At 41.6% G+C, this 22359-nt stretch carries 13 protein-coding genes; 5 read left to right on the plus strand and 8 right to left on the minus strand.

Features of this window, described 5'->3' with window-relative positions; genetic code table 11:
• Positions 1-345 precede the first annotated feature (345 nt).
• A complete protein-coding gene (locus ACXAGP_RS15810; protein ID WP_475262535.1) occupies positions 346-1812 on the minus strand; it encodes a 2OG-Fe(II) oxygenase in 1467 nt (488 codons plus the stop codon).
• Positions 1809-2444: an HD domain-containing protein gene (locus ACXAGP_RS15815; RefSeq protein WP_475262536.1), complete on the minus strand. Its 636-nt coding sequence runs from the start codon at positions 2442-2444 to the stop codon at positions 1809-1811. Before ACXAGP_RS15815 ends, ACXAGP_RS15810 begins: the two co-directional genes overlap by 4 nt.
• 169 nt (positions 2445-2613) lie before the next feature.
• On the opposite strand from ACXAGP_RS15815, the gene ACXAGP_RS15820 reads away from it, so the two are divergent.
• The 5 genes from ACXAGP_RS15820 (at position 2614) to ACXAGP_RS15840 (ending at position 8634) form a co-directional block, all read left to right on the plus strand.
• Positions 2614-3234, plus strand: coding sequence for a TetR/AcrR family transcriptional regulator (locus tag ACXAGP_RS15820; protein ID WP_475262537.1), 621 nt, complete (start codon positions 2614-2616; stop codon positions 3232-3234).
• Positions 3235-3255: 21 nt separating this feature from the next.
• Complete coding sequence (locus ACXAGP_RS15825) at positions 3256-5934, plus strand: DEAD/DEAH box helicase (RefSeq protein ID WP_475262538.1); 2679 nt, start codon at positions 3256-3258, stop codon at positions 5932-5934.
• 16 nt (positions 5935-5950) lie between these two features.
• A complete protein-coding gene (locus ACXAGP_RS15830; RefSeq protein WP_475262539.1) occupies positions 5951-6487 on the plus strand; it encodes a 2OG-Fe(II) oxygenase in 537 nt (178 codons plus the stop codon).
• 466 nt (positions 6488-6953) lie between these two features.
• Positions 6954-8207 (plus strand): tyrosine-type recombinase/integrase, encoded by a 1254-nt coding sequence (locus ACXAGP_RS15835; RefSeq protein ID WP_475262540.1) that lies wholly within the window; start codon positions 6954-6956, stop codon positions 8205-8207.
• Between the two features lie 229 nt (positions 8208-8436).
• The gene (locus ACXAGP_RS15840) at positions 8437-8634 is read left to right on the plus strand and encodes a helix-turn-helix transcriptional regulator (RefSeq protein WP_475262541.1); all 198 of its coding nucleotides are present in this window, start codon (positions 8437-8439) and stop codon (positions 8632-8634) included.
• Positions 8635-10470: 1836 nt separating this feature from the next.
• Here ACXAGP_RS15840 and ACXAGP_RS15845 read toward each other — a convergent pair.
• From ACXAGP_RS15845 to ACXAGP_RS15870, 6 genes are all read right to left on the minus strand, one after another.
• A complete protein-coding gene (locus tag ACXAGP_RS15845; RefSeq protein ID WP_475262542.1) occupies positions 10471-16344 on the minus strand; it encodes a DUF4011 domain-containing protein in 5874 nt (1957 codons plus the stop codon).
• Between the two features lie 667 nt (positions 16345-17011).
• Positions 17012-17887, minus strand: a complete 876-nt coding sequence (locus tag ACXAGP_RS15850; protein WP_475262543.1) for a hypothetical protein — start codon at positions 17885-17887, stop codon at positions 17012-17014.
• Between the two features lies 1 nt (position 17888).
• On the minus strand, positions 17889-19379 hold the full coding sequence (locus ACXAGP_RS15855; RefSeq protein ID WP_475262544.1) for a hypothetical protein: 1491 nt from the start codon (positions 19377-19379) through the stop codon (positions 17889-17891).
• A gap of 14 nt (positions 19380-19393) precedes the next feature.
• Entirely contained in the window at positions 19394-20263 is an 870-nt protein-coding gene (locus ACXAGP_RS15860) for a hypothetical protein (RefSeq protein ID WP_475262545.1), read from the minus strand.
• Positions 20211-20930 carry a hypothetical protein gene (locus ACXAGP_RS15865; protein WP_475262546.1) on the minus strand — a complete coding sequence of 240 codons (720 nt, stop codon included), beginning with the start codon at positions 20928-20930 and terminating at the stop codon, positions 20211-20213. Before ACXAGP_RS15865 ends, ACXAGP_RS15860 begins: the two co-directional genes overlap by 53 nt.
• Positions 20931-21026: 96 nt before the next feature.
• Positions 21027-22358, minus strand: coding sequence for a hypothetical protein (locus ACXAGP_RS15870; RefSeq protein ID WP_475262547.1), 1332 nt, complete (start codon positions 22356-22358; stop codon positions 21027-21029).
• Position 22359 lies beyond the last annotated feature (1 nt).

Below are 22359 nucleotides of genomic sequence, written 5' to 3' on the forward strand. Positions count from 1 at the left end.
TTTAGCCCTTAAGCTCCGTTATCAGCAAACCAAAAACAAAATCACGTTAACTGGTGCACACCATTTTTAAGGTGGATGTCCTTTTTAGTTCTTTTAGCAAACCAAAAACAAAATTACGATAACTGGTGCACACCATTTTTAATGGTGGATGTCCTTTTTAGTACACAAAAATGTGGAATGGATCTAAAGAATTGAATCCGATGAGAGGTGGGAGCAATTGCGTCTTAAAGCCAAAGATATTCTTATGACTTTGGGTAAAGGCGACCTTAAAATCGATATATCGACAACTACTTCGGATACAGCGCCTAAAGTCATCAATGTTGAAATTAAACTAGTTGATTAACTTTAAAAATCATTCAGTGACAACAATTGACTCGTTATTCGCCCTGAGTATCCCGCAAAATAAAGACATTCATTTCTGGTACAAAGTGAAGTGATGAAATCATCTTCCTTATGCAGTGTCATCGAATTGCCATCTAGTTGAGTTGCTTTAATTTCTCCATCTTCACTGCTAGTAAGAATTTTGTCTCCGGCTAATTCAATATCTGTAATAGCGCCTTCATGAACATCGATATTCTCTAAAACAAACAAATTTTTCATATCGAATACAGATAGCACACCTGATTCTAACCCTAGATACACTATATTTTTAGCAACTTTGAATGTCCGTATAGGGCCAAGGCCTAACGATACTTTCGACAAAACCTTTTGTTTTAACAAATCGACAATAACAAATTCGCCAAGATTGGTGGAACAACCCACAACTGGCTCCTGAACGTCTAGGTTTTTAGTATCGGTAATCCATTCATCTGATAATTTCATTTGAAATTGTAAATCTAAATTCTGGTTCCAAACCCTTAATATTCCGTCGGGGCCATAGGTAAGTAGCGTTTTATTCTGCAGTTCAACTAACCCTAAAACACTGGGGTGACCAGTATCAATACAGCTCTCTACTTGAAAACCATTAGTGCCAGTTTCCCAGCGCGTTAGATACCCATCTCGGGAAACAGCCACTAATCTTGAGCAATCATCTTCCAGCACGTCAAAAACAGAATTGTGATGCAAACGTAGAGTCTGAAGCGGTTGCATTTCTTTGTTCCATATTTTTATACACTTATCTCTTCCGATCGAAACCAACCGTTCCCCAGAAATAGCAGCTATTTTCCATATATATCCTTCATGATGAGCAAGTTGCATTTGAGAATGTGCTTTGTATCTATACAGTACATCTGTTCTGAGTATGTACTTCTCTCCGCTTAGTACCTCGTCTCCGCAATGCCATAAATCGTGATCAAAAATCAGTAAACCTCCTCTTTGGGGTTTTACTCTTACCAGTTCATTGTGTCCTTTTCGGTCTGCGTAGAATACTGTTTCACCACCACTGAATTCAGCGCCATCATTCAAATACAAGAGAAAAGTGAGGTGAGACTTAGTGCCTTCTCTTTCGTAATAAACACCATCTTTATGAACGGTAAATTTCTGCTGATTTCTATATCGACAATACCTAAGGCGTGGATTAAGTCTGTCTAGCGTCAAAGTCTCCTGCCCTTTTTCGATAGAGTCTGGAATATAAGACTTGCACACCTCGAATAGTTCTTTTGCAAGCCCAACATTGTCTACTTGTAGTCGATCATTATTCCGATATGTTGATGGATATTTATCTAACGCTTTACTAAACCCGTGCGTCTTTGCCTGACGCAGTAACTTTTCGCAATATTCAATGTCAAAAGCTTCTTTAATCAAACGACACTGCCGGCCTTTCAGATTTATCACCTGCTGCATTTTTTGGTTTGCTGAAGCATTTGCACTCATAACCTTCCCCCTAATTGCACCATTTCTCTGTGCATGTTTTGCCGAGCACTTGATTCATACTTTTTGACAAACGCAGGAGTAATGAAAATACGTTTTTGATTGAGCTTGTTTTGCAGAAACTTCTTTCTTCCACGTCTGTACATCCAATCAGGTAGCGAGTATTCCAATCGAGTTTCCCGCGAGTAGTTCTCGTACGATGACCAATTAGCACCCAATATCGCAAGGTCCAAATCGAGGAAAAAGTCCACTTCAGAATGATCCGTTCTTTGGTGTGTTTTCGTCGCCAATATCATCTGTTTGGACTTTGAAATGATCTTATCAGGAGTATTTATCGCTATGAGGTATTGCTCGCATAGAGCTGCAGATTGGGCCTCGCCATCAATTGCAATCCCTTGAACTGCATCGTGAAACCAAATTGCAAAATACAAACTTGGGCAATCATGCATGTCAGGTTTATGAACCCGTGCTAATTCCAACATTGCATGTATATGATTAAGCGAGTGGTAGTATCGATTCTGCGCGCTATAACGCTCGTTTAGCTCTTCATAGTAACGAGCTATGGCTTTATCGTTTCCGCCCCATGCAGCGCTCATGGTTCTCCACTCTTTCTGAGCTTTTTTATTTGAGAGCATGGCATTCTCCTCAACGCTTTTACATTAATCATCATTATCTTACAAAGTATCTTGGTTGGTTAACCAACTTATAATTAAAATAGCCCCGCCATGACCAAAGATCAAGTAATTTGGTTGATTAACCAATAAAAAGAAAATAGGATGAGTTTGCGAATTAAAGGAAAGTGATATGGGAAGACCCTCAAATAAAGAGCAAAGGCGAGAACAAATAGTCGATGCACTGTTAGCTGTTATGTCAAAGTCAGGCTATGAAAAAGCGTCTATTCAAAACATTGCTAAGGAAGCAGGGCTCACTGCAGGGCTTGTCCACTATCATTTTAAAAACAAGCAAGAAGTGCTTATTGAACTCGTCAAATCAATTCATCAGGTGGCGAATCAACGATACACATCATTGTCTGCACTAGCACAGTCACCTTCAGAGCACCTAGATAGTTTTATTGACGCAGCGTTAGCACTGGGACCCGGTTCAAATGAAGACGCTGTAGCAGCATGGGTTGTCATCGGCTCAGAAGCCATTCGTCAGGAAGATGTTAAATCGGCATATCAGGACGTCGTAAAAAGTAATGTCAATGAATTGCAGCGACTACTGACTAACGTAGCACAACACAATCAATTAACCGTCACCAAAGCAGCACTGCATGCACTTGCTTCAAGCTTATATGGTGCAATCGAGGGAGCTTATTTGTTGGCTTCATCAGCAAATGACGTTACGCCTACAGGTTATGCAGCCGAGACCGTTAAGAGAATGGCGGTTGCCACGCTTGAACACTATGCGAAAAACGCAGAATAGAGAAGGTTGTAATCAATAAGCATGAATTTAAAAGGACTTATCGAATACTATAAAGAATGCTACAGAGAAGACTCTGCTGACTTCAACTTAAGAAACCTTCAAAAGCTAACAAAAGAAGATTTACGTATTTTAAATGGTGTTGATGAAGTCGCTAACGGTACCCTTCATCGGCTTCCCATCCTCCCGAAATATGGCGAATCATTTTCAAAGCGCGTGGCAATGTATCAAAGAGAGCGTGTGCTTTTACACTGTAGCTTATTTATCGCGGGTAAATTAACGCGTGATGAAGATACAACCACCATATTTAGCCCGTTAGTATTTAAAGAAGCCACAATCGAAAAAGACGAATACGGTTATTACTTTTCTGTAGATGAGAGCGCACCTTCAATTAATGAAGAGCTACTTTCCTTGCTCCTCCCTGAGCACGACAAACTGCCAGATATCAACCCTGAGCGAATTTATGATCCATCTTACTGGATTGGAGTACTTGAACAGAGTCCGTATAAATTAAACACGCTAGATGCGCTTCGCTTTCCTCAGTTAGAAGAAAAGGAAAGTGTGACTAAAGCGATGAGAAGAAAGATCCCAAGTCTTTTAGCTGTCTCTGCTTTAGCATTCGTGGAGCGTTCCACCAGCAGTAGAGGCATACTTCACGAGTTGAGCAATATTGCAGAAGCTGAAGAATCTTCCGCCCCCCTGTCAGCATTATTGGGTGAATCAAAGTCAGCAGTTCAAGATAATGAAGTCAACTGCAATTTAGTCCCTGCCCTTTTGAGTTCCTCTCAAAGACGAATTTTGAATATGGCGGCGAATCAAACTTTAAGTGCAGTTTCAGGCCCTCCAGGCACAGGTAAGAGCTATACAATCGCTGCGATAGTAGCAGAGTATTGCACAAGAGGAAAATCAGTATTGATAGCCGCTGGCTCTGAAACGGCACTCGATGTTATTGCAGAAAAATTGGGGATTGATTTTGGTCTCGACAATTTGTTCGTACGTGCGGGACAAAAGAGCTTTCTAAAAGAGTTCAAACAGTATTTGAGCGATTTATTGGCCGGCTATTACGATTTTGCAGAAGGCGATGAACTGAACCAGTTCAAGAGCCAGCTTAATGAGACAGTAAGAAATATCGAAAAAGACGAAGCTGCAATCTCTAAGTTGTGTGAGCTTGCTATTAAACATGGTAATCGAACCCATGCTGTCGACACTAGAGCAGCAGGTATATGGCAAAAGCTGGTACACAAGCTTTCTGGCAAGTCGATTAGCAATTTACAAAAATTGTGGCTCATCCAACGACATTTCAATCAGCAGCTCAAAACTAAAGAAAAGCAATCATCTGACTATTTACGTGCGCTCAAAGCGCATACTATTTCAAGTTTATTGCAGCAAGACAGAAAAGCTGTACAGCTTCTCAACAAAGCCTCGCGTGCTAGAACCTCCTCCAAGCAAGAACATTATTACTCGCAAGCAAACATGGCGTCACTGTTAAAGGGGTTTCCAGTTTGGTTAGTGAGCTTAAATACTCTGCACAGAGTGCTTCCATTGCAAAAAGAGATGTTTGATTTGGTCATCGTTGATGAAGCCACGCAGTGCAACATTTCAAGTGTCCTCCCTGCATTTTTCAGGGCGAAAAAAGCGGTTGTCGTAGGCGATCAAAAACAGCTTCGACATTTCTCCTTCTTATCTAAAACGAAAGAACAGCAGATAGCGCAAGCTACCAACGTAGCCGGTAATGGCAAAGCACAGAGCTATCGTGACAACAGTATTTTGGATTTAGTACTTCAATCAATTGGTAAACAGACTCAAGTTGCCTTCCTGGATGAACACTTCCGGAGTCAACCAGAGCTTATTCATTTCAGTAACAAGCACTTTTACAATGACCGCCTGAAGGTGATGCAACACAGACCTTGCTCGACGTCTGGGCATATTCAAACAATAAAGATAAAGGGCTTGCGCAATGATACCGGTGTCAATCACATGGAGGCTGAGGAAGTACTAAAAAGAGTAAAAAGCGTTATCAATGAAGATAAACTCACCGAGATAGACAGAAGTATCGGCATACTCTCCCCTTTCAGTAAACAATCTAATTACCTTGCCGGTCTCATTGAAAAAGAAATTCCACTAGAAGAAATTGAAAAGCATAACATTCGTGTCGCCACCCCATATGGGTTTCAAGGTGAAGAACGAGACATAATGCTGTTATCGTTTGCCATAGATGCAACAAGCAAAAGAGCTGCGGTTTATCTCAATAAGGAAGATGTATTCAATGTTTCTGTTACCAGAGCAAGACAAAAGCAGTATTTGTTTTTGTCGGTAGAAGAGAATGAACTTCCAGAAAAAAATCTACTGAAATCCTACCTGGCATCAATTCAGAAATTTTCGACTTCGCATAACGCAATAACTGAATCAGACAAATTTCAAACTGAAGTCGCTTCGGAACTGGAGAAGCACGGTATTAGCTGTTGGAAAGGCTATGAAATGCTTGGAACTTATATTGACGTACTGGCGAAAAAGGGCTCAACTTACCTCGCAATTGACTTAATTGGCTACCCTGGACCATGGGAAGACTTTTTTGAACTGGATACCTATAAAGTCGTCAAACGTGCAGGTGTTGACGTATTTCCGTTGAGTTATGCTCTATGGAGACAGGACAAACAAACATGCTTAAAAGCGCTTCTGAGCACAATCAACTCCAACAACTAAATTGGGCATCGGTGTAATGAAGGAAGTCAGCAACAACATCTTCACTATAGACACATTCCTGAAGAAACAAGAGTGTGAGAGTTACATTAATCAATCCGAAGAATCAGGTTATGCTTCAGCAGATGTAGATACTGGTGCAGGGCGCTCATTACTCACAGATATCCAAAACAACGAACGTGTCGATTGGCATGCTCCTGAGTTGGCAAAAAGTTGGTGGCAGCGCTTACCTCAAGATGCTCTCCCAACAATAGAAACAAAGCGCCCTATCGGGCTATCACCCCACTTTCGACTTTACAAATACACACCTGGCCAAAAGTTCAATATGCATAAAGATGGACGCCAGACTGTCGATGGAAACACCACTTTTCTGACGCTCCTGGTATATCTAAACGGAGGTTATGTAGGTGGTGAAACTAAGTTTAGACAGGACGATATAGTCATTTCTCCGAATACAGGGAAGGCGCTGATCTTTGAACACCACCTCTGGCATCAGGGAGTAAAGCTTGTATCTGGAACAAAGTATGTGATGCGGACGGATGTTGTTTTTGAATGATCTCATTGTGGCTGGGTGAAGAGGGTGTTTACAGGACCAAAGGTCAGGCCCTCTGAACGACTGGTCAACGGACGGCCAGGCAGGAAGCCCCTACCATGGATGGTTTAAACTACAATGGTAGATATCAGTTGTCATTAATGAAATCATGGAAATTAATAATAAACAGAACGAGATGAATGCTGATCCCCCGTTTATGGGGTAGAGCCCCCGTTTATGGGGTAGAGCCTATACGCTGGAGGGCAGAGAAGTTGGTCGGTGTGAGAGGATTTGAACCTCCGACCCCTGACACCCCATGACAGTAACAGTGTCATATTCAACCACTTTGAATTACCTACAAATACCCACAAAACCCTTATTATATTAATATATATCAGCCACTTAACCGAAGTGAGGCATTAAAAGTAACATTAGGTATTTTTAGTGGTAACATCTAACAATGTGATGCACCGGTGATGTACAGCTTGAGATGACTTATAAAATAAAACTAACTGAAAGTATCGTTGCAAACTTCCCTGAGAATGAAAAAACGTTAAACGATTCTGAGATTGCAGGCTTCTTTGCAAAGAGACTATCTGAGAGTTCAGACGGCAAAAGAAAAATCGCCTTCTATCTCCGATACCGCGTCGGAGGTCGAGATGGAATTCAACGCACCTACAAGATTTGTAATTTTGGTGATATGCCATTCAAACAATTAAGAAAGCTCGCCGAATCGCTACGAGGAAGAATCTCTGCAGGCGAAGACATAACGGATGAACGTAAAAAATCACAGCGAAGAGCAAGTGAAAAGGAAAAAGAAACACGTTTCAAAGAACCTTTGGATTTATTCAAAGTTTACATTAGCTCTGAGCGCAAGAGACCCGAGATCGCAATCGCTTCAATTGAAAATGACATTGAAAAACAAGTGGGTAATGTTCGAATATCGGAACTGTCAAGAAAAGTACTAACCAGCAAAGTTTTAGATCCAATCCGAAAACGAAAAGCGTACGTTCAGGCCAATAAGACTTTGTCGCTACTAAAACAAATTCTGGATTTCTGCATAGATAAAGGATACCTCGAGGTCAACCCGCTCGCAGGAGTCAGACGCAAAAACGTCGGTGGTGAAGAAATACCTCGCACCAGAGTGTTAACGATAAACGAGCTCAAGGGTATTTTCTCCTCCTTACCGTCAAGCGGGCTCAGTAAACAAATTCAGTTTACGCTGAGGCTACTGTTATTAACTGGGTGCAGAGTGAACGAGGTTTGCCTCGCAAAATGGAGCCACATAGACTTCGACAACGATGTCTGGACTATTCCTCCAGAAAATGTGAAGAGCAAAAAAGGAAAAGAAAAATGTCATACTATTCCGATCAACAATTTATTGAAAGAAACCCTTTTGGAGCTGAAGAGCGAATTTGCCCTTATAAATTCGCCATACATTTTGCCTTCTACTCTCACTAAAAGTGAAATAGGCAGTATTCCAATCGACAAACGAAGTGTTGCCCGAGCAGTTAACAGGAAGATTCAATTTTTTGGTTTAGAGCCCTTTACACCGCATGATCTGCGTCGAACCTTCCAGACTCAAATGGCCTCAATTGGCGTTGATACGGTTGTCATCGAAAAATTATTGAATCATGAACTAACGGGAATGCTAAAAGTATATAACCAATATGATTACTTCAAAGAGAGAAAAAATGCACTGAAGAAGTGGGAAAAGACCCTGAACAAAAAAGTTTTCAATTAATTTAACTTTTTTGATGCGCTGTTTTTGCTCGTAAAGCCACCAGTTTATGTATATAAACTGGAGTAACATCACCTCATTCTTTGATAACCTTATAAAAGCGATACAAAAACCGCCAACTTTTGTATATCTCACTGATTTTATTGAATTTCACCACCTAGCGAACTGACTTTACAACGCGATATTTTGAGTTTAAAACTAAGATACCAGACTAAACATCGAAGCCGAAACAATGGGTGAAAATCTCTTAACAGTTAAACAAGTTTCTCAAAAGCTAAACCTCGCCGTATCGACAATAAACAATCGGTTGAGCACAGGAGCCGATTTACCGCCATCGATAAAAATAGGAGGTGCTAGGAGGTTTCCAGAGTCCCTGTTCAACGCATGGTTAAACAAAAAAATTGCAGCGGTCAACGGTGACAAAACATAAAAACAGAAAATTAATTTCTCCAGTTGTTTTCTCGGTGAGGTCCGTCGTTTTAGCTACGGATTTCCGAGCTTTATGGAAATTGGTAGAAATGCTTTTGGCGACTATTCTAGTTTGGATTCTCTGCTAAAAACATTTGCAATTGTGTTTACCTCGCTTTACGTCGTTATTTTTTCCAGACACATTTACAAAAAGATGCGCAATCCAAATTACCAATTTTATTAAAAACGAATATTTCTTCGAAAAATATTATCGAGAGAGAAGTAATAGTTCAGGGAAATATCACAATGCCATATGGTGTTTTGTGGTGTAGATACTAAGAGGATTTGATGTAGAAACTAAGAGGAAATGTAGATACTGAGCGGATTAAAGAGGTTTCCTCTTAGTTTCGACTCCAATTTGCAGTTTAAGGCATCAAAATTTGGTGTATATTATTTGTACAGAACAATTGGTAATTGGCTGACTTCAGTACTTTTTCGAGGAATAAGTTACCCTTCATTGTTGAGAAAATCCAAAGTACCCCATTCCCCCTGCGGCGCTTCAAAGTGTTTCAGAAGGTCATCTAGTACCAGGGAGCTGCTATAAATAATAGCATTAGATCTTGATGTTGATTTCAAGTTTGCTGTGTATTGGAGGTTTTCAACATTAAATACTCATTTTTCACTGTCATAGTTGTGGCTTTCACAACAGCTATTTTTGGTTTTAAAAACGATGAAAACCGTCTGAATAGACGTACAGTAAGGGATATCCACTAATTATAGAAAAGTGAATAATTGGCCCAAAACATTCTACAGTAAGGGAGTGGTCTGAAATTTGTGGCATTATCACGTAAAAAATGGTCATTTTGAAACCTCACCTTTCTCCAGAAAAAGTGATGGTGATAAATGGAACTGGTTATGAGTAGTTTATTTCCACCTCAGAACAATAAATACGCTAATTCTAGATAAAAAGGATGGTTTTTGGGCAATGCTTGGAGGCGAAGGACGAACCATGTCGGGAGCATGATTGAAAGTGAGAAAAGTGTGGCCACAGGAACACCATGAAAACGAACAAAAAACACACAACCAATAAAAATTACATGCGAAACAAAGAGTTAAGGAAGCACTACAAAACCACAACTGTGACAAAGCGGTATAATAAATACACCTATTAAATGCTTTCTTGGGCAGTCAGCCGCGACCGAGTACGAAGTTCGTTTCTTGTGGCATAACTATGTAAATTTTTAGGCCGTTTTAACTAGCAACACGCAAATACGAATAGTGATTCCCCCTGTTAAAGTGGCTACAACTGCGCCACAAAAATAACGGTAAAACAAGGCCTGCAGAGCAGTTTGACAATTTTTGTGGCGTAAGTGTGGCTACTTGAAATACTCAGGAAGAACGTTGGTTTTTGTGGCATAACTATGTAAATTTGGGGGGATTTTTGAACACTCTCACCAAACTGCCCATCTTTGTGTAATCCTTCCTTAAAATTGTGGCATAACTGTGGAAATTTCTGAGTCCCCGATACCATATCTTGGTGAACATACTTCCTTCAGTTTGCCATAACTGTGCCACAAAAATAACGGTAAAATGGGCCCTGCAGAGCAGTTTGACAATTTTTGTGGTGTAAGTGTGGCCACCTGAAATATTAAGAAGAGGCGTTGGTCTGTGTGGCATAATTAGGTAAATTTGGCTGCTGTGGCTAAAGGTTTTTCAAAGATTTTCCTTCGCTAATTCGATTGCATTGTTTCGTCTTATTCTGTGAGTACTAATCGTTCCAGCATTTGCTTGTCAAACTCAGTATCACGAACTTACTTTAAAGTATCAGCAAATCTTGCCTCATCAATTTATTCAATCTTTACTCACTTTTCTCAGTCAGCTCGTCTATCCATCGACTAAACTGCGATAGCGTTGTTTCATGACGTCTCTTCAAACTCAACTCTTCGCACATTACATCAATCGGAGCATCTGGATTTTGCGCAACTGCGTACTTTGCCAAGCCAAGCGCTTCTTCGTATGCCAGCTCACTCCATTTCCTATCAAAGCCAAAAACATCCGCGCCTCGCCACTCAATAAGATCAACCCGATCTGCAGGTGACAACCAAAGAGTTGGAGAGTAGCCATCGTTCTCATTAATTCCTGCAAATTTCTCTACAATCTCTCGTAAATATACGACCTGCTTTTTACTCGTCCTTGTTAAACCATGTAGGTTGGCAATTTCCAAAGCTAGTGAGTGAAGAGTTATTCCAGGACGCTCCGATAATACTTCTTTGGCTATTGAGACAAGTCGCTCTTTGTATTGAGGTTTGAAATAATCCGCAGCATCAAAAGTTTTGTCCTGTAGAGGTTCAGTTTCACCAGAATCAAAAAGGCTCCCCTCATCAGACTCGCCATTCACATGTTGAGCCTGCAAAATTGTAATTTCTGCTTCTGCTTCTACTTCTACTTCTGCTTCTGCTTCTGCTTCTGCTTCTGCTTCTGCTTCTGCTTCTGCTTCTTGCAGCATGTCTAACTCCCTTTCCTTTTCGAGAATTTCTCGCAGATTAGCGTCAACTTTTTCTATCGCCGACTCTGAATCGACAAAGTAATCGGTAGACCAGAGCCTTACGATATTCCAACCGAGGCTTTCCAGTATAATTTGCCTTACTCTGTCTCGGTCTCTAGCTGCTGGAGAACCATGATAGGTTGCTCCGTCACACTCTACGCCAGCGATATATTTTCCGGGCTTATCAGGATGAAGAACCCCTAAATCAACCCTAAACTTGCTGACCCCAACTTGAGTCTGTATCTTCCAGCCTTTAACACGAAGTGCCTGAGCAACTGCCTCTTCAAAATCACTATCAAATTGATCAACGCCATGATCAGCAGAGGCTATTTCCGCGAGGGCGATTGGGCCTTTTTCAGCAAACTCTAAAAAGTGCTTCAAATGCTCAACGGCTACAGAATTGGTACGACTTAGATCTATCATCGAAGAATCAAAACTAGAGAATACGACTACCTCGGTTGTAGCTCTCGTAATAGCGACATTTAATCGCCGTTCACCACCACTCTTATTCAACGGCCCAAAGTTCATGCTCATCGTCTTTGCCTGAGGCTCAGTCGGCCCATACGCGAGACTAAGCATAATGACATCTCTTTCGTCCCCCTGCACTGACTCAAGATTTTTTACAAATACAGGCTCTTTGTTTTGGCCGTCCTGGAAATACTTTTCTATTGAGGGATGCTGTCTCCTGGCATCGTCCAGTAAATCCTCTATGGTACGTTGTTGATCCGTATTCAGAGTGACAACTCCTATGGACTTGGTGCACTCATGCTTATCAAGCAGTCTGCGTACAACTTCTCCAACGACGGCTTTAGCTTCAACAGTGTTATTTCTTCCTCTACCCTTCGCATATATGCCGTTAATACGGTGCAGAGAAACTGCTGATTCCTTAGTTTCTGACGATGGATACGTAACAAGCGAATTTTCATAATATTTGCTATTTGAAAAGGCGATCAATGTTTCATGTTTGCTCCGGTAATGCCCCATTAAACGTTTAAGCGGTAACCTTGCTGCCAAGGCCTGATCAAGAATTGATTCCAAATCTTCTTCGTCAGGATCGTCCGAATTCCCCCCCGCAGAGAAAAAGTTGGTCGGAGGCATTTGTTTGGGGTCACCAACAATAATTACATTCTTGCCCCGGGCAATAGCCCCAACAGAATCCCAGGTAGTCATTTGTGAAGCTTCATCAAAGACAACCAGGTCAAACCCTTTAAAATCAGAAGGCAGGAACTGTGCAACAGAAAGCGGCGACATCATTAAACAAGGACATAGGTCTAATAAAGAGTGACCAAGTTGCTTAATTAATGCTCTGATAGGAATGTGGCGCGTTTTCTTCTGAAGTTCTTTCGCAAGAACACCAAACTCTTTTGGGTTATTTTTTGAGTCTTTGACGGGCTTACTCTCGGATGCTAGGGCGACAACATAATCACTGGTTATTTGAGCAACACGCTCGTCGAGCTCTTTAAATGTCTCAATTGTTTTTTCGTGTGTAGATGCTTTAAATTGACGAAGCTCGTGATCGGCATCAATTAGCAACGGAGCAAGCCAATAGCGGAATGCAATACTGAATTGTTGGCCCAGCTCGTCATGATTAACTGAGGCATTTTCAAGCGCTGAACATAAAACCTCAAGGCTAACCGATATTGCTCGTTCTTTAGCTGCTTGCCATTCACACCAACTTTTCAGCTTATTCGCATTTGCATTTATACTTCCCAGGCCATGTGAGACAGCTCGTAACGATTCATTTTCGCCTACTAATAACCCCATCTCACAGAGGGAGGCATTCACTTCTAAAAATGCATCAATGGCCTTTGAGTAGATATTGGCAGTGGCATAGACCTTTGACGCCTCCAAAAACTCTCTGCCATCCACAAACCATTTTTTCACAGGGAGCAATATGTCGGTTGGATCGTCTGTAAGAGCAACGAGTTCAGAAATACACCGTCTGATTTCACTGCCCGCTTTCGCCTTTTCCAGAAGAGTTTCAGATGTAGTTGTCCATCCTTCCCAGATGGAATAATTTTCAACGTGCGGAAGCATCCTTTCGATATCTGACTTCTGCTTCTGGCATAGTCCAATATTATCGATGATAGAAAAGTCAGTTATCTTGGCGATACCCAGAGAAGCTGCTTCTTTGTTGATCTTCCGCTTATTGAAAAAGGCCTTCAACCAACCAGATTCAGCTTCCAGTGCTAGTTGGCTCCACTGTTGCACAGGTACTTTGGACACATTTTCAATGGTAACACCTTGGGATACCTCACCAAGCGAACTATCGAATTGCGCTTTCAAATTTGCCAGCTCATAAATTAGTTCGACACGCTCTTTAGCTCCCTTATCAACGGCAAATGCGATGTCTCGGTCAATAGCCTGCTCTGCCAGGCAGTTAACATTTTTCAGCGCAATGAGGTTTGCAACAGTTTGCTCAATGCTCTCCAGCGAAAATAAAGGAAGCAACTCGACCAGGCTCATTTCTAAAGCCTGAAACCTCTCCTGCCATTCATCAATTGACATGAGAAGTTTCGATTGCCAAACGTTAGACCATTCTGTTGCAGTGACAAACCTAAATGAATCTACATTAAGGTCGCGCACATCAGAAAAAGCAAGGGCTAACTGTTCAACCAACTCTTGTGTCGACTGTAGTTCGCTTTCCGATTTTATCGGTGCCCCTGCAACATCTTGCGGCCAATCGAGTTTTACCTTTAACTTGTCACTGTTCAGTGCAATCGTCGCAATTGCATCTCGTGCTGATATTCCAAAATCGGATTTGCGGTGAAGTGCCCTGACATAACCATTTAATTGCTCTTTCTTTTGCTTCAACTCAGATACTGTTTCACTCCAGGTTCTTGAGTTAAGCCCTTCCCTTTTCTGCCAGGCACTATTAAGTTGGTCCAACACTCCTCTTTTGTTTGCTTTGTTACTGTGAAGTTCGAGACACAAATGATCTAAACCAACTTTTTTAAGACGACGATAAACCACATTCAGTGCTGCCATTTTCTCAGCAACGAAAAGTACCTTTCGTCCCTTGCCGATGTTATGGGCGATGATATTTGCAATAGTTTCAGACTTGCCCGTACCTGGAGGACCTTCGAGTACGAAATCTTGCGCTTTAGCAGAAGCATCGACTGCCACAAGCTGCGAGCTATCGCAGTTAAGCGGCGTATATATTTCAACTGGATCAAGCTTCTCGTCTATGTCTTCCCTGTTAACGAAGTTGCTTTCCTGCGGATATGGCTCTCGTGGATTATCAACTAAATGTTGTACAAATGGATTCTCTTTTAGAGCATCAAGCCGATCACGCAGGTCTCGCCACATAAGGTATTTAGCGAATGAGAATGACCCTAGTACCAATTCCTCAACCAATTCAAAACCAGCCTGCTCTTTTACAGCATCCCTTACCCTTTGCCAGACAAAAGGTACGTCAACACCACTATCATCTTCAGGCAATTCATCCTTAAATTCACTTAGATTTATATCGTGCTCAGATTGCAGAAACTCAATTAGCGTTAGATTGAAGATAGGATCTTCTTCCTGCAATTGTTCCACGTAAACAGGAGCTCTAGCACTCCTCCGGGTGAGTTTCACAGGAATAAGCAACAACGGTGCTTTGTAGCTTCTCGAATCTTCTGGATTCTCTTTCCACTTTAGAAAACCGAGGGCCAAAAATAGTGTATTTGAGCCACCCTCTTCAAGGTCATTCTTAGCCCTCCTGAATAACTCCACAGAGTTTTTATCAAGCTTTTTAGCTGGCTGATTAGCAATCAGAATTTTACTCTGAATTTGGTTGAGTGCGTAATCACGATGCACATCCGAACCCGTCTGGAGCCTAAACATCTCACTGTCACGACTTGGGTCAAAGTGAGGGCTTTCTTGGGCAGAAAGAAATTTGAACTTGGTACCATCGGCGAGCATATCTTCCATAGCAGCAATATCTGGACAGTAAAGTTTGATAGCTACAGCTCTGTCGCTGAAGTTCAATAGGCTATTTTTCTTTGTCAGGTCTAGCAGTTTTCTTGACCATGTGTCTATCCTGGTCTCAGGCGTATCCGTAACAACTTGCTCATCCTTTCTTACCGGAGGAAGTGGCGGAATTACAGGTAATGCAAGCTCCTCGAAACCACCTACCGATGTTCTCTCTTCTCTGGCTTCCTCCACTGTTGATAAAGGCTTTATGGATTGCGCCCTTGCCTGCGCGATATCAATTACCATGACAAACTCTGATTCATTTTCTTCAGCAAGTAGAGTTCGCGCGTGCTCTTTCGCTTGTTCGAATGTAACGGGTGAGTCATTTGTAATCAGCGTTGTTTCGAACAATATCAAATCCCGATTATCAACGCGTTTTCTGATATCCTGCGGATCATCATTTGTCAAAATTGGGAGCTTTTCATTAATTAGCCAAGCGCCCGCAAACGAATGTTCTTTGGTTATAGCTATAACGGGATTCAACCCCATCGACTCAATGCAGCTAGCAAATAACAATGAGCTATCAAGGCAAGCAACCATGCGCGAAGTACTTATGTCGGAAGCCAATCTAATTCTTTGACCTTTGCTGGCAAAACCTTGCGGTGGACTAACATAGGCTAATTTCTCTTTAAAAGTCACATTCCAAAGAGCTGCGAGCATTAAGTAAGGTTTTTCTCGTGTATTTGATTGATAACCATCTACCGTTCGTCCATAGCCGCCTTTTTCTAATGCTAAAGCACATTGCCTGACAAGGGACTCAACATAGATACCATTTGGCTTTACAAATGCGGCTAACAGCGCAGGTTGTCTTTCCTCTCCCCCCCAGAAGTTTGCCGGCAATATATCTAGTTTAGTGTGCTGCTCTGCTAGTAGATTTTGTTCGTTATCAAAAAGGGAAAATGAAAGATCATGTGTAATCTGTTCAGTTATACCGAAAAGCTTTTCGAAGGGAAAACGAAGTTCTTTTGGCTTGATGCCTATCGATTGACCTGGCTCCAACCGATCAATCTGCCAAGTTTCCTCATTAACCCACCCATCGATTCCAGATAACCTGAGGACTAATGAGTGATAGGTCGGTAGCTCTTGATGGTCATTATCTGGATAGCTAATTCTAATCGACTTTAAGACAGGATAGGCGTTTTGCTGTGCTGCAAGTGAAAAAGTAGACGTTATATCAACCGCTAACTCAATAGCTCCGGCAAAAGTACCATTAGCATTTGCATCTTTCATGTTCCGGCTCCCTCCGAATATTGCCCCATCAGGATGAGTAATTTTTATTCAGTTTTACCTTATCAGCGTATATAAGTCCAATTTGAATAAATCGTTATGCTGAATAAAAATCAAGGCGAAGATTAATTTATTCACATTGGACAATACGGTTGTTAACAAAACCAGAACCACTATTAATTTGTACTCATTAATTAGTTTCATAACCTTGATTGAACGACTCCAAATATCTCAAAAAGACCATCGTGCTTTCTTGGCTAATTGACCGCGGTTTGAGCAATCACTTAACGATTTACTCAAGATGTCAGTGCGGACTAACTTCATTGACTAAATATACACTTACATTAATCCTAAAGGCTTGTATACGATCAAACCCTATCTCATTTTGCCCTCGGAATCAGGATTGCTGATGTCGCTTTACCCTTGAAGATAGAACTCAAAATTTATCTAAACTGATTCGGTTATTTCGCAAAAGAACAAAGTTGTTAAACGACTTACTCCTCTAACATCTAACAACCTGGCGCTATATGTTATTTAAATTTGTAGATACAAAAAACAGAGCGATTAATAAGCATTCCCTTTTTTATAAAACCTCTCAGGGTTTTGAAGTGGGGGACCTACCATAGTAATTATCCAGTATAAATAATGTAAAGTGGTGATTAACACGCTGCTATATCTTACGTATCATGAACTCGTACACGGGTTTACAACTATCCGCTTGCTCTAAAACATAATTACTGGGAACTAACTCATATTGTTGATTCGCACTCCCATAACACAGTACTTTTTCTCCATCTTTAATACTGCCTTTTAACACAGTTGTACAAACCTCTTTTGCACGATTTTCAAAGTTTGTCCTGTGTATTTCATTGTCCAGATATCGTGTGTGTTCATATTTTCTGCCATCACAGAAAACTCCTGTGCCGTACACCAAATCAGCATAAACTAGCTTTGCCCCTTCTCCTTTGAGGTGACCACTCTCGTGTGAAAAATTGGTATTAAGTTCACCAGTCAAATGCGAGCCACTATCGGACTCAGCCTTTAAATGCAAAAACGTAATATTGATTTTCCCGTCTTCTGGGTGCTTAAAGATACCTATAATGCCGTTCGGATCAGAATCATCTTCTACACGTTCAGACGAATATACTTCGCTTGCCGATTTCAGTTGTAACTCATCAGCGACGACTTCGATATCGAGGTCATGACAAATTTTGGTGGGATTCTCACAAGCATAGATTTCACGGATATTCTTACCAATGTAAAATCCAAAATACTTATTCAGCTCAGTAATCAGTTCAGGCTCCATCCCACGGTGTATGATGGCCACTCGATAATGGATATTCTGTCGATTGCGGCGATTAAACCAATCATACGAGGTATTGCTGGTAAGAATACCTTGAACCCGATTACCTATATGGCCCGCTAATTGTGACCACTGGTTTTCTGGTTCAAATACAAGGGGCTTTTCTGAACTGGTATTGGCGCACCCCGAAATAACACTAAAAATAAGAATAACGATTATACAACTTGTACCCGATTTAACCATCTTAAGGCTCCTCTACACCATCAATAATATGCGCCGTAAAGGCGTGTTCTTTTAACGCATTTACGCGTTGAATGTATTGTTTTAGTTTCATGATCCGATGCTCGGACGCAGCTTCCCTCAATATATCATTTAGAGAAAGTGCCGCACTTACATCGTTGTCTAACATGATCTCAGATTTGAATAACCTTTTAATTCCCTGCTCTATGATGCTCTTTTTCGCCTCAACAGGCTCGCTTGTAGTAATCAGTTTTGAGTAAGGCGTTGCATGTAAACGGAGTATTTCACCTTCTCCTGCAATGTCAGTAAATACATTAAGCTCAGCGCATTCAAAGTTCGCACGCATCTCGTACTTGCCCACACTATGAACACGTGTCACACATCTGGCAGAAACCGCTAAGTCAGAAATATTACCATCTAAAACGCGACATACTTCTCTGACAACCATATCATTATCGTCCTGGTTGTTATCATCGAAGAATAACGCATCCCTACACATGACCCCCGCTCGCTTAACCTGCAATGCATCTCTCTCAAACTCAGGTAAAACATCCATGAAGTGTTCTGTTTCTGGAATTTCGGTTAGTGCACTGCTCTTGGCTTTTTCCGGTTTTTTCTCTGTATCAGAGTGAGTGGCAGGTTCAGCCTCTGTCTGTAGCTCTGGCTGGCGTTGCTCACGCGCATTAGCGAGCTCGTTCATTTTTAACGAATAGAATTCCCATTCGTGGGAAATCAAAATCAGCGAAAACACGCCAATAAACACAAACAAGGCTGTATTTTTGGTTAATTGGTTCTTTTGTGGTGGCACTTCCGGCACCTCGGAATCCTCATTCACTACCTCTACATGCAAATTTTCGAGTCGTACACTACCGTTAATTTTATCTTCAAAGATTTCTATTGCTTCACTGATTATCTTATCCAGTGAAGGATTTGTATTTTCCAGACGGACATAAGACTCCTGCAGATACTCGTGCACCCCTTCGATTCTCGTTTGCTCTAACTCAGTTTGGCTCTGCTCCGGAATGCAGTCCCACGCTTTATCAATATGCCGTTGAAGTTCGCCATGAGCTCCAGCGATGACAAAAACGATGGATTTGTCACTATTTCCCTTGGCCAACTCCATTACATAAAACAGTTTTACCAATAACATATCTAAAGGAGCGAAAGACTTATCATCTGAGTCAATAGCCCCAGACCACACCCACAGCATATCCTTGCTGGTGAACTCCAGTGGTTTACCTGTAATGCTTTTGTAAAGCTTCTCTGGACCAACCTGACAGGCCATGGCGGCGAGATCTGCAGACGCATCTTCATGAATTGAATCATAACCGTGCTGAACAGACAGGCCTCGTATTTCTTTACTGCCTAGCCATTTCTTTACCTTACTGCGCGGGATGAAATTGACATCGTTTTCTTGCTTATCCTTTTCATCGGAAAGCCTCAACGTATAGCCTTTACCGTTTTTTGCGGCTACAGGAAAGAAACAAACAGTCATCGCGCATCTCCTGGTTAATGTGAACTTGTAAAACCGCTCTTTATGCCTGCCAGATACCCAGTCAAGGGAGGGCAATGTGCTGCGTCAAAGGTCACCATTCTCTTTTGACGAGCAAAAACATTGTTAAACCTCTGCCAACCAGTTGCATTGCATATGACTTCGGCGTCTGCATTTTTTCTCATGCCCGTCAAAGGCAAATATTCAATTTCATCATTGTCCAATAAACAAGCAACGATAAATAAGTTATTGTTTGAATAGGTATCCAGATATCGGGTAACTCGTTCACCATCAACTCTTTTCGATGCCACCTTAAATGATTCATTTCCATACAGTGGGGGGATCCCATCTAATGCCGACTTATTACGAATGGTGAGTCTACCTGACTTGGTATCATCATTTGGTTGTCCGACGATGGATATCGGGCCAGGCAAACCTTTAACACATAAAACCAAATTCCCCATGCCCTGTTGCGGGGATGCCGCCGCTGCTAAAGCGTCATCTCGATAATATTTCTGCGTGACATGATCATTCAGTAGTTGCAACATGTTTGTTCGAGCTTCTAATGCTGCTGGATTGTTGGCCAGTAAACCTGAATAGTTAAGCTGGTCCAGCTCAGAAAGAGTGAATCGATTCATAAAAAACGCAAACGTCAGAGCGCGAATTTCTTTTTCGCTTGAAATTTCCAGCAATGGGTTGCTCTCCAGGAATTCCTCGAGCTTCTTTATTGCTTCATAGTCCGTCATTTGTTTGCTAGCGGCCTCTATATCACTGGCTGAAATGTTATTTAGTGAAAACATAATTAATTCCTCATGGTTAAAAAAGCGACTCAAACTACAGCTGTCTGGGAAGGTAAAAGGCCTCTTCAGCAGTAATTGTTGTGCCATTTAATACTCGTGTAATGATATTTTTGTGGTGGAGTACAACAAACTGCTCAAATGGCGCATTAGCCACATTGACACGATCTTTCTTTTTTATTTTCATTTGCCTTTGCAACTCCATTTCCTTTTCACAGAATCTGTCGTGGATATCTGCCATCTGGCCTTGCAGCGCTCCAACATCCTGATTAAACGCAATATGCCCTATAGCCACCAGGTTCTCGACAATCGATTTGATTACCTTCTGTTTCTCTGTCTCATTTATTGAAAGTCGTTTACCGATTTTTTCGCTATTCACTATGAAATTAAGGGCTTCCTGACAGCGCCGAATAGCCCTGACGTAGCGGGTATAAGCCTGGTGATACATACCAAAAATATCTGCCGCCACCAGATTCACTGTCACTGCTTCACTTTCGACACTCAAGTCGTTCATGTTCTTTCTCTTGCGAGTAGATTCATGCAGTGCAGTCTCATTAAGGTAGTTGTATGCAAAGTACAGACGATTGTATTTTTCTGCCCATTGAACCTCCTCCGGCGCTCCTCTCGATTGCAGACAAGGTAGACTAATCGACAGTTTTTTTATCGCCTGATGCATGAGCAATGAATTGGATCTGCTTTTATTTGCACATTCAACGATATCTTCGAAGGGGATCGCGGGTTTTGTATCGGTATCCATATTTATCCTTTTTTATCTGCGTACACATTTTTTGCTAAGCATGTAGAAGTGTATACCCACTAAAAAGGACTTATCAGCAGTCTTAAAAAAACTTTTTTATGTTTTTTTGTTTATCCACAATGTGTCATAAACATTATTCTGCAAACCGGGCAAATAATGGAATTGCACCACCGGCCCATTTAAAGGTGATTCTGCTTCGCCATTAACATACTTGAGGGGCTCACTGATATTGCTATTTGTCCAATTTTGAGCAAGTGCATCTAGAAAACGCTGGATATTCTTCAGTCTGTCGACATTGTCCCATTGACTATTAGTAAGTTTCTCATGACAGTCAAATCCACTTTCGGTCACCTCCCAGCGATTGATTTGAACAAAGTCGATGGATTCAACCGTAACGTTATTGCCGGGCTCAGGGGTCAGCCCATATTGACGTGTAAGACGATACATGATCTCAGAAGCGTCGTTCTCTTTTGGCCTGGCAAATCGTTCAATATCCCACGCCGAATTGTTGGTGTAGGTTTCGGTGGGTTCACAAGACATTGCCAGGAAGGTTTCAACTTTCTCACAAACCACACCTTGCGACATTAAACGCCCGCTTGTTCTGGCTTTTCCGTCCATACACACCGGTGCAGGCTCTGCAACATCACCACCGACATAAATCCATTTCAAATCCATTTGTTCTCCATGCGCCAGTGAGGGTGTCTTATACAACTCAGAGGAGGAAATAAAGTGGCTCAGCCCATAATACAGTGGCACCCGGCCAGCGAACCCATCAATCTGTTGCGACGTGCCCTTAAACACCAGCTTTACTAACTCACTGACTAACTCATTCCTTTTTGTATCTTCTTTCTCGTCAACCAGATCTGAGATCTTAATATCTAAAACACCGTTAGGCTCATCTGTACGGAAAAAACGTATTTCGCTATCCGGGTGCACTGTTTTGAGACTCTCGGGTCTGACCAACTGTCCTATAGTCGCGGCTATTGCCATAAGTTGTTGCTTTTTTTTGTAGCAATAAAATGGTGATCCCACTTCCATTATTTTCTCAGCATCTTTCGATTGACTAAAAGGCAGGTCAAAGACCTCTATGGTAGGTTTTATCTTTTTCCACTCAGTATCATCTACACTCTGCTTATTAATGATAGCGACAACATGGTCGCTCAGCCCAGTACCACTTGATATTGTCTGGTATTGACAGAGTTCGCGCTCCGACCCAACGTCCCTTTTATTTGTGACATTCCAAAAAGGTGAAAAAGCCACGACAAATTGTTTCATCGGCAATGGGCCATGAGCTGACCTCATTTTCATGCCATGGACAAACTTGAACTTCTGCTCTGTGAACATACCCGCAAGTACGCCTACAAGCATGCCTGCAAGCATGCATGCGATGCTCAAAGCAACTAAAAATCCTGTATCCCTTTTTGTCATT

It is taken from the genome of Planctobacterium sp. AWM4_229, assembly GCF_056160305.1.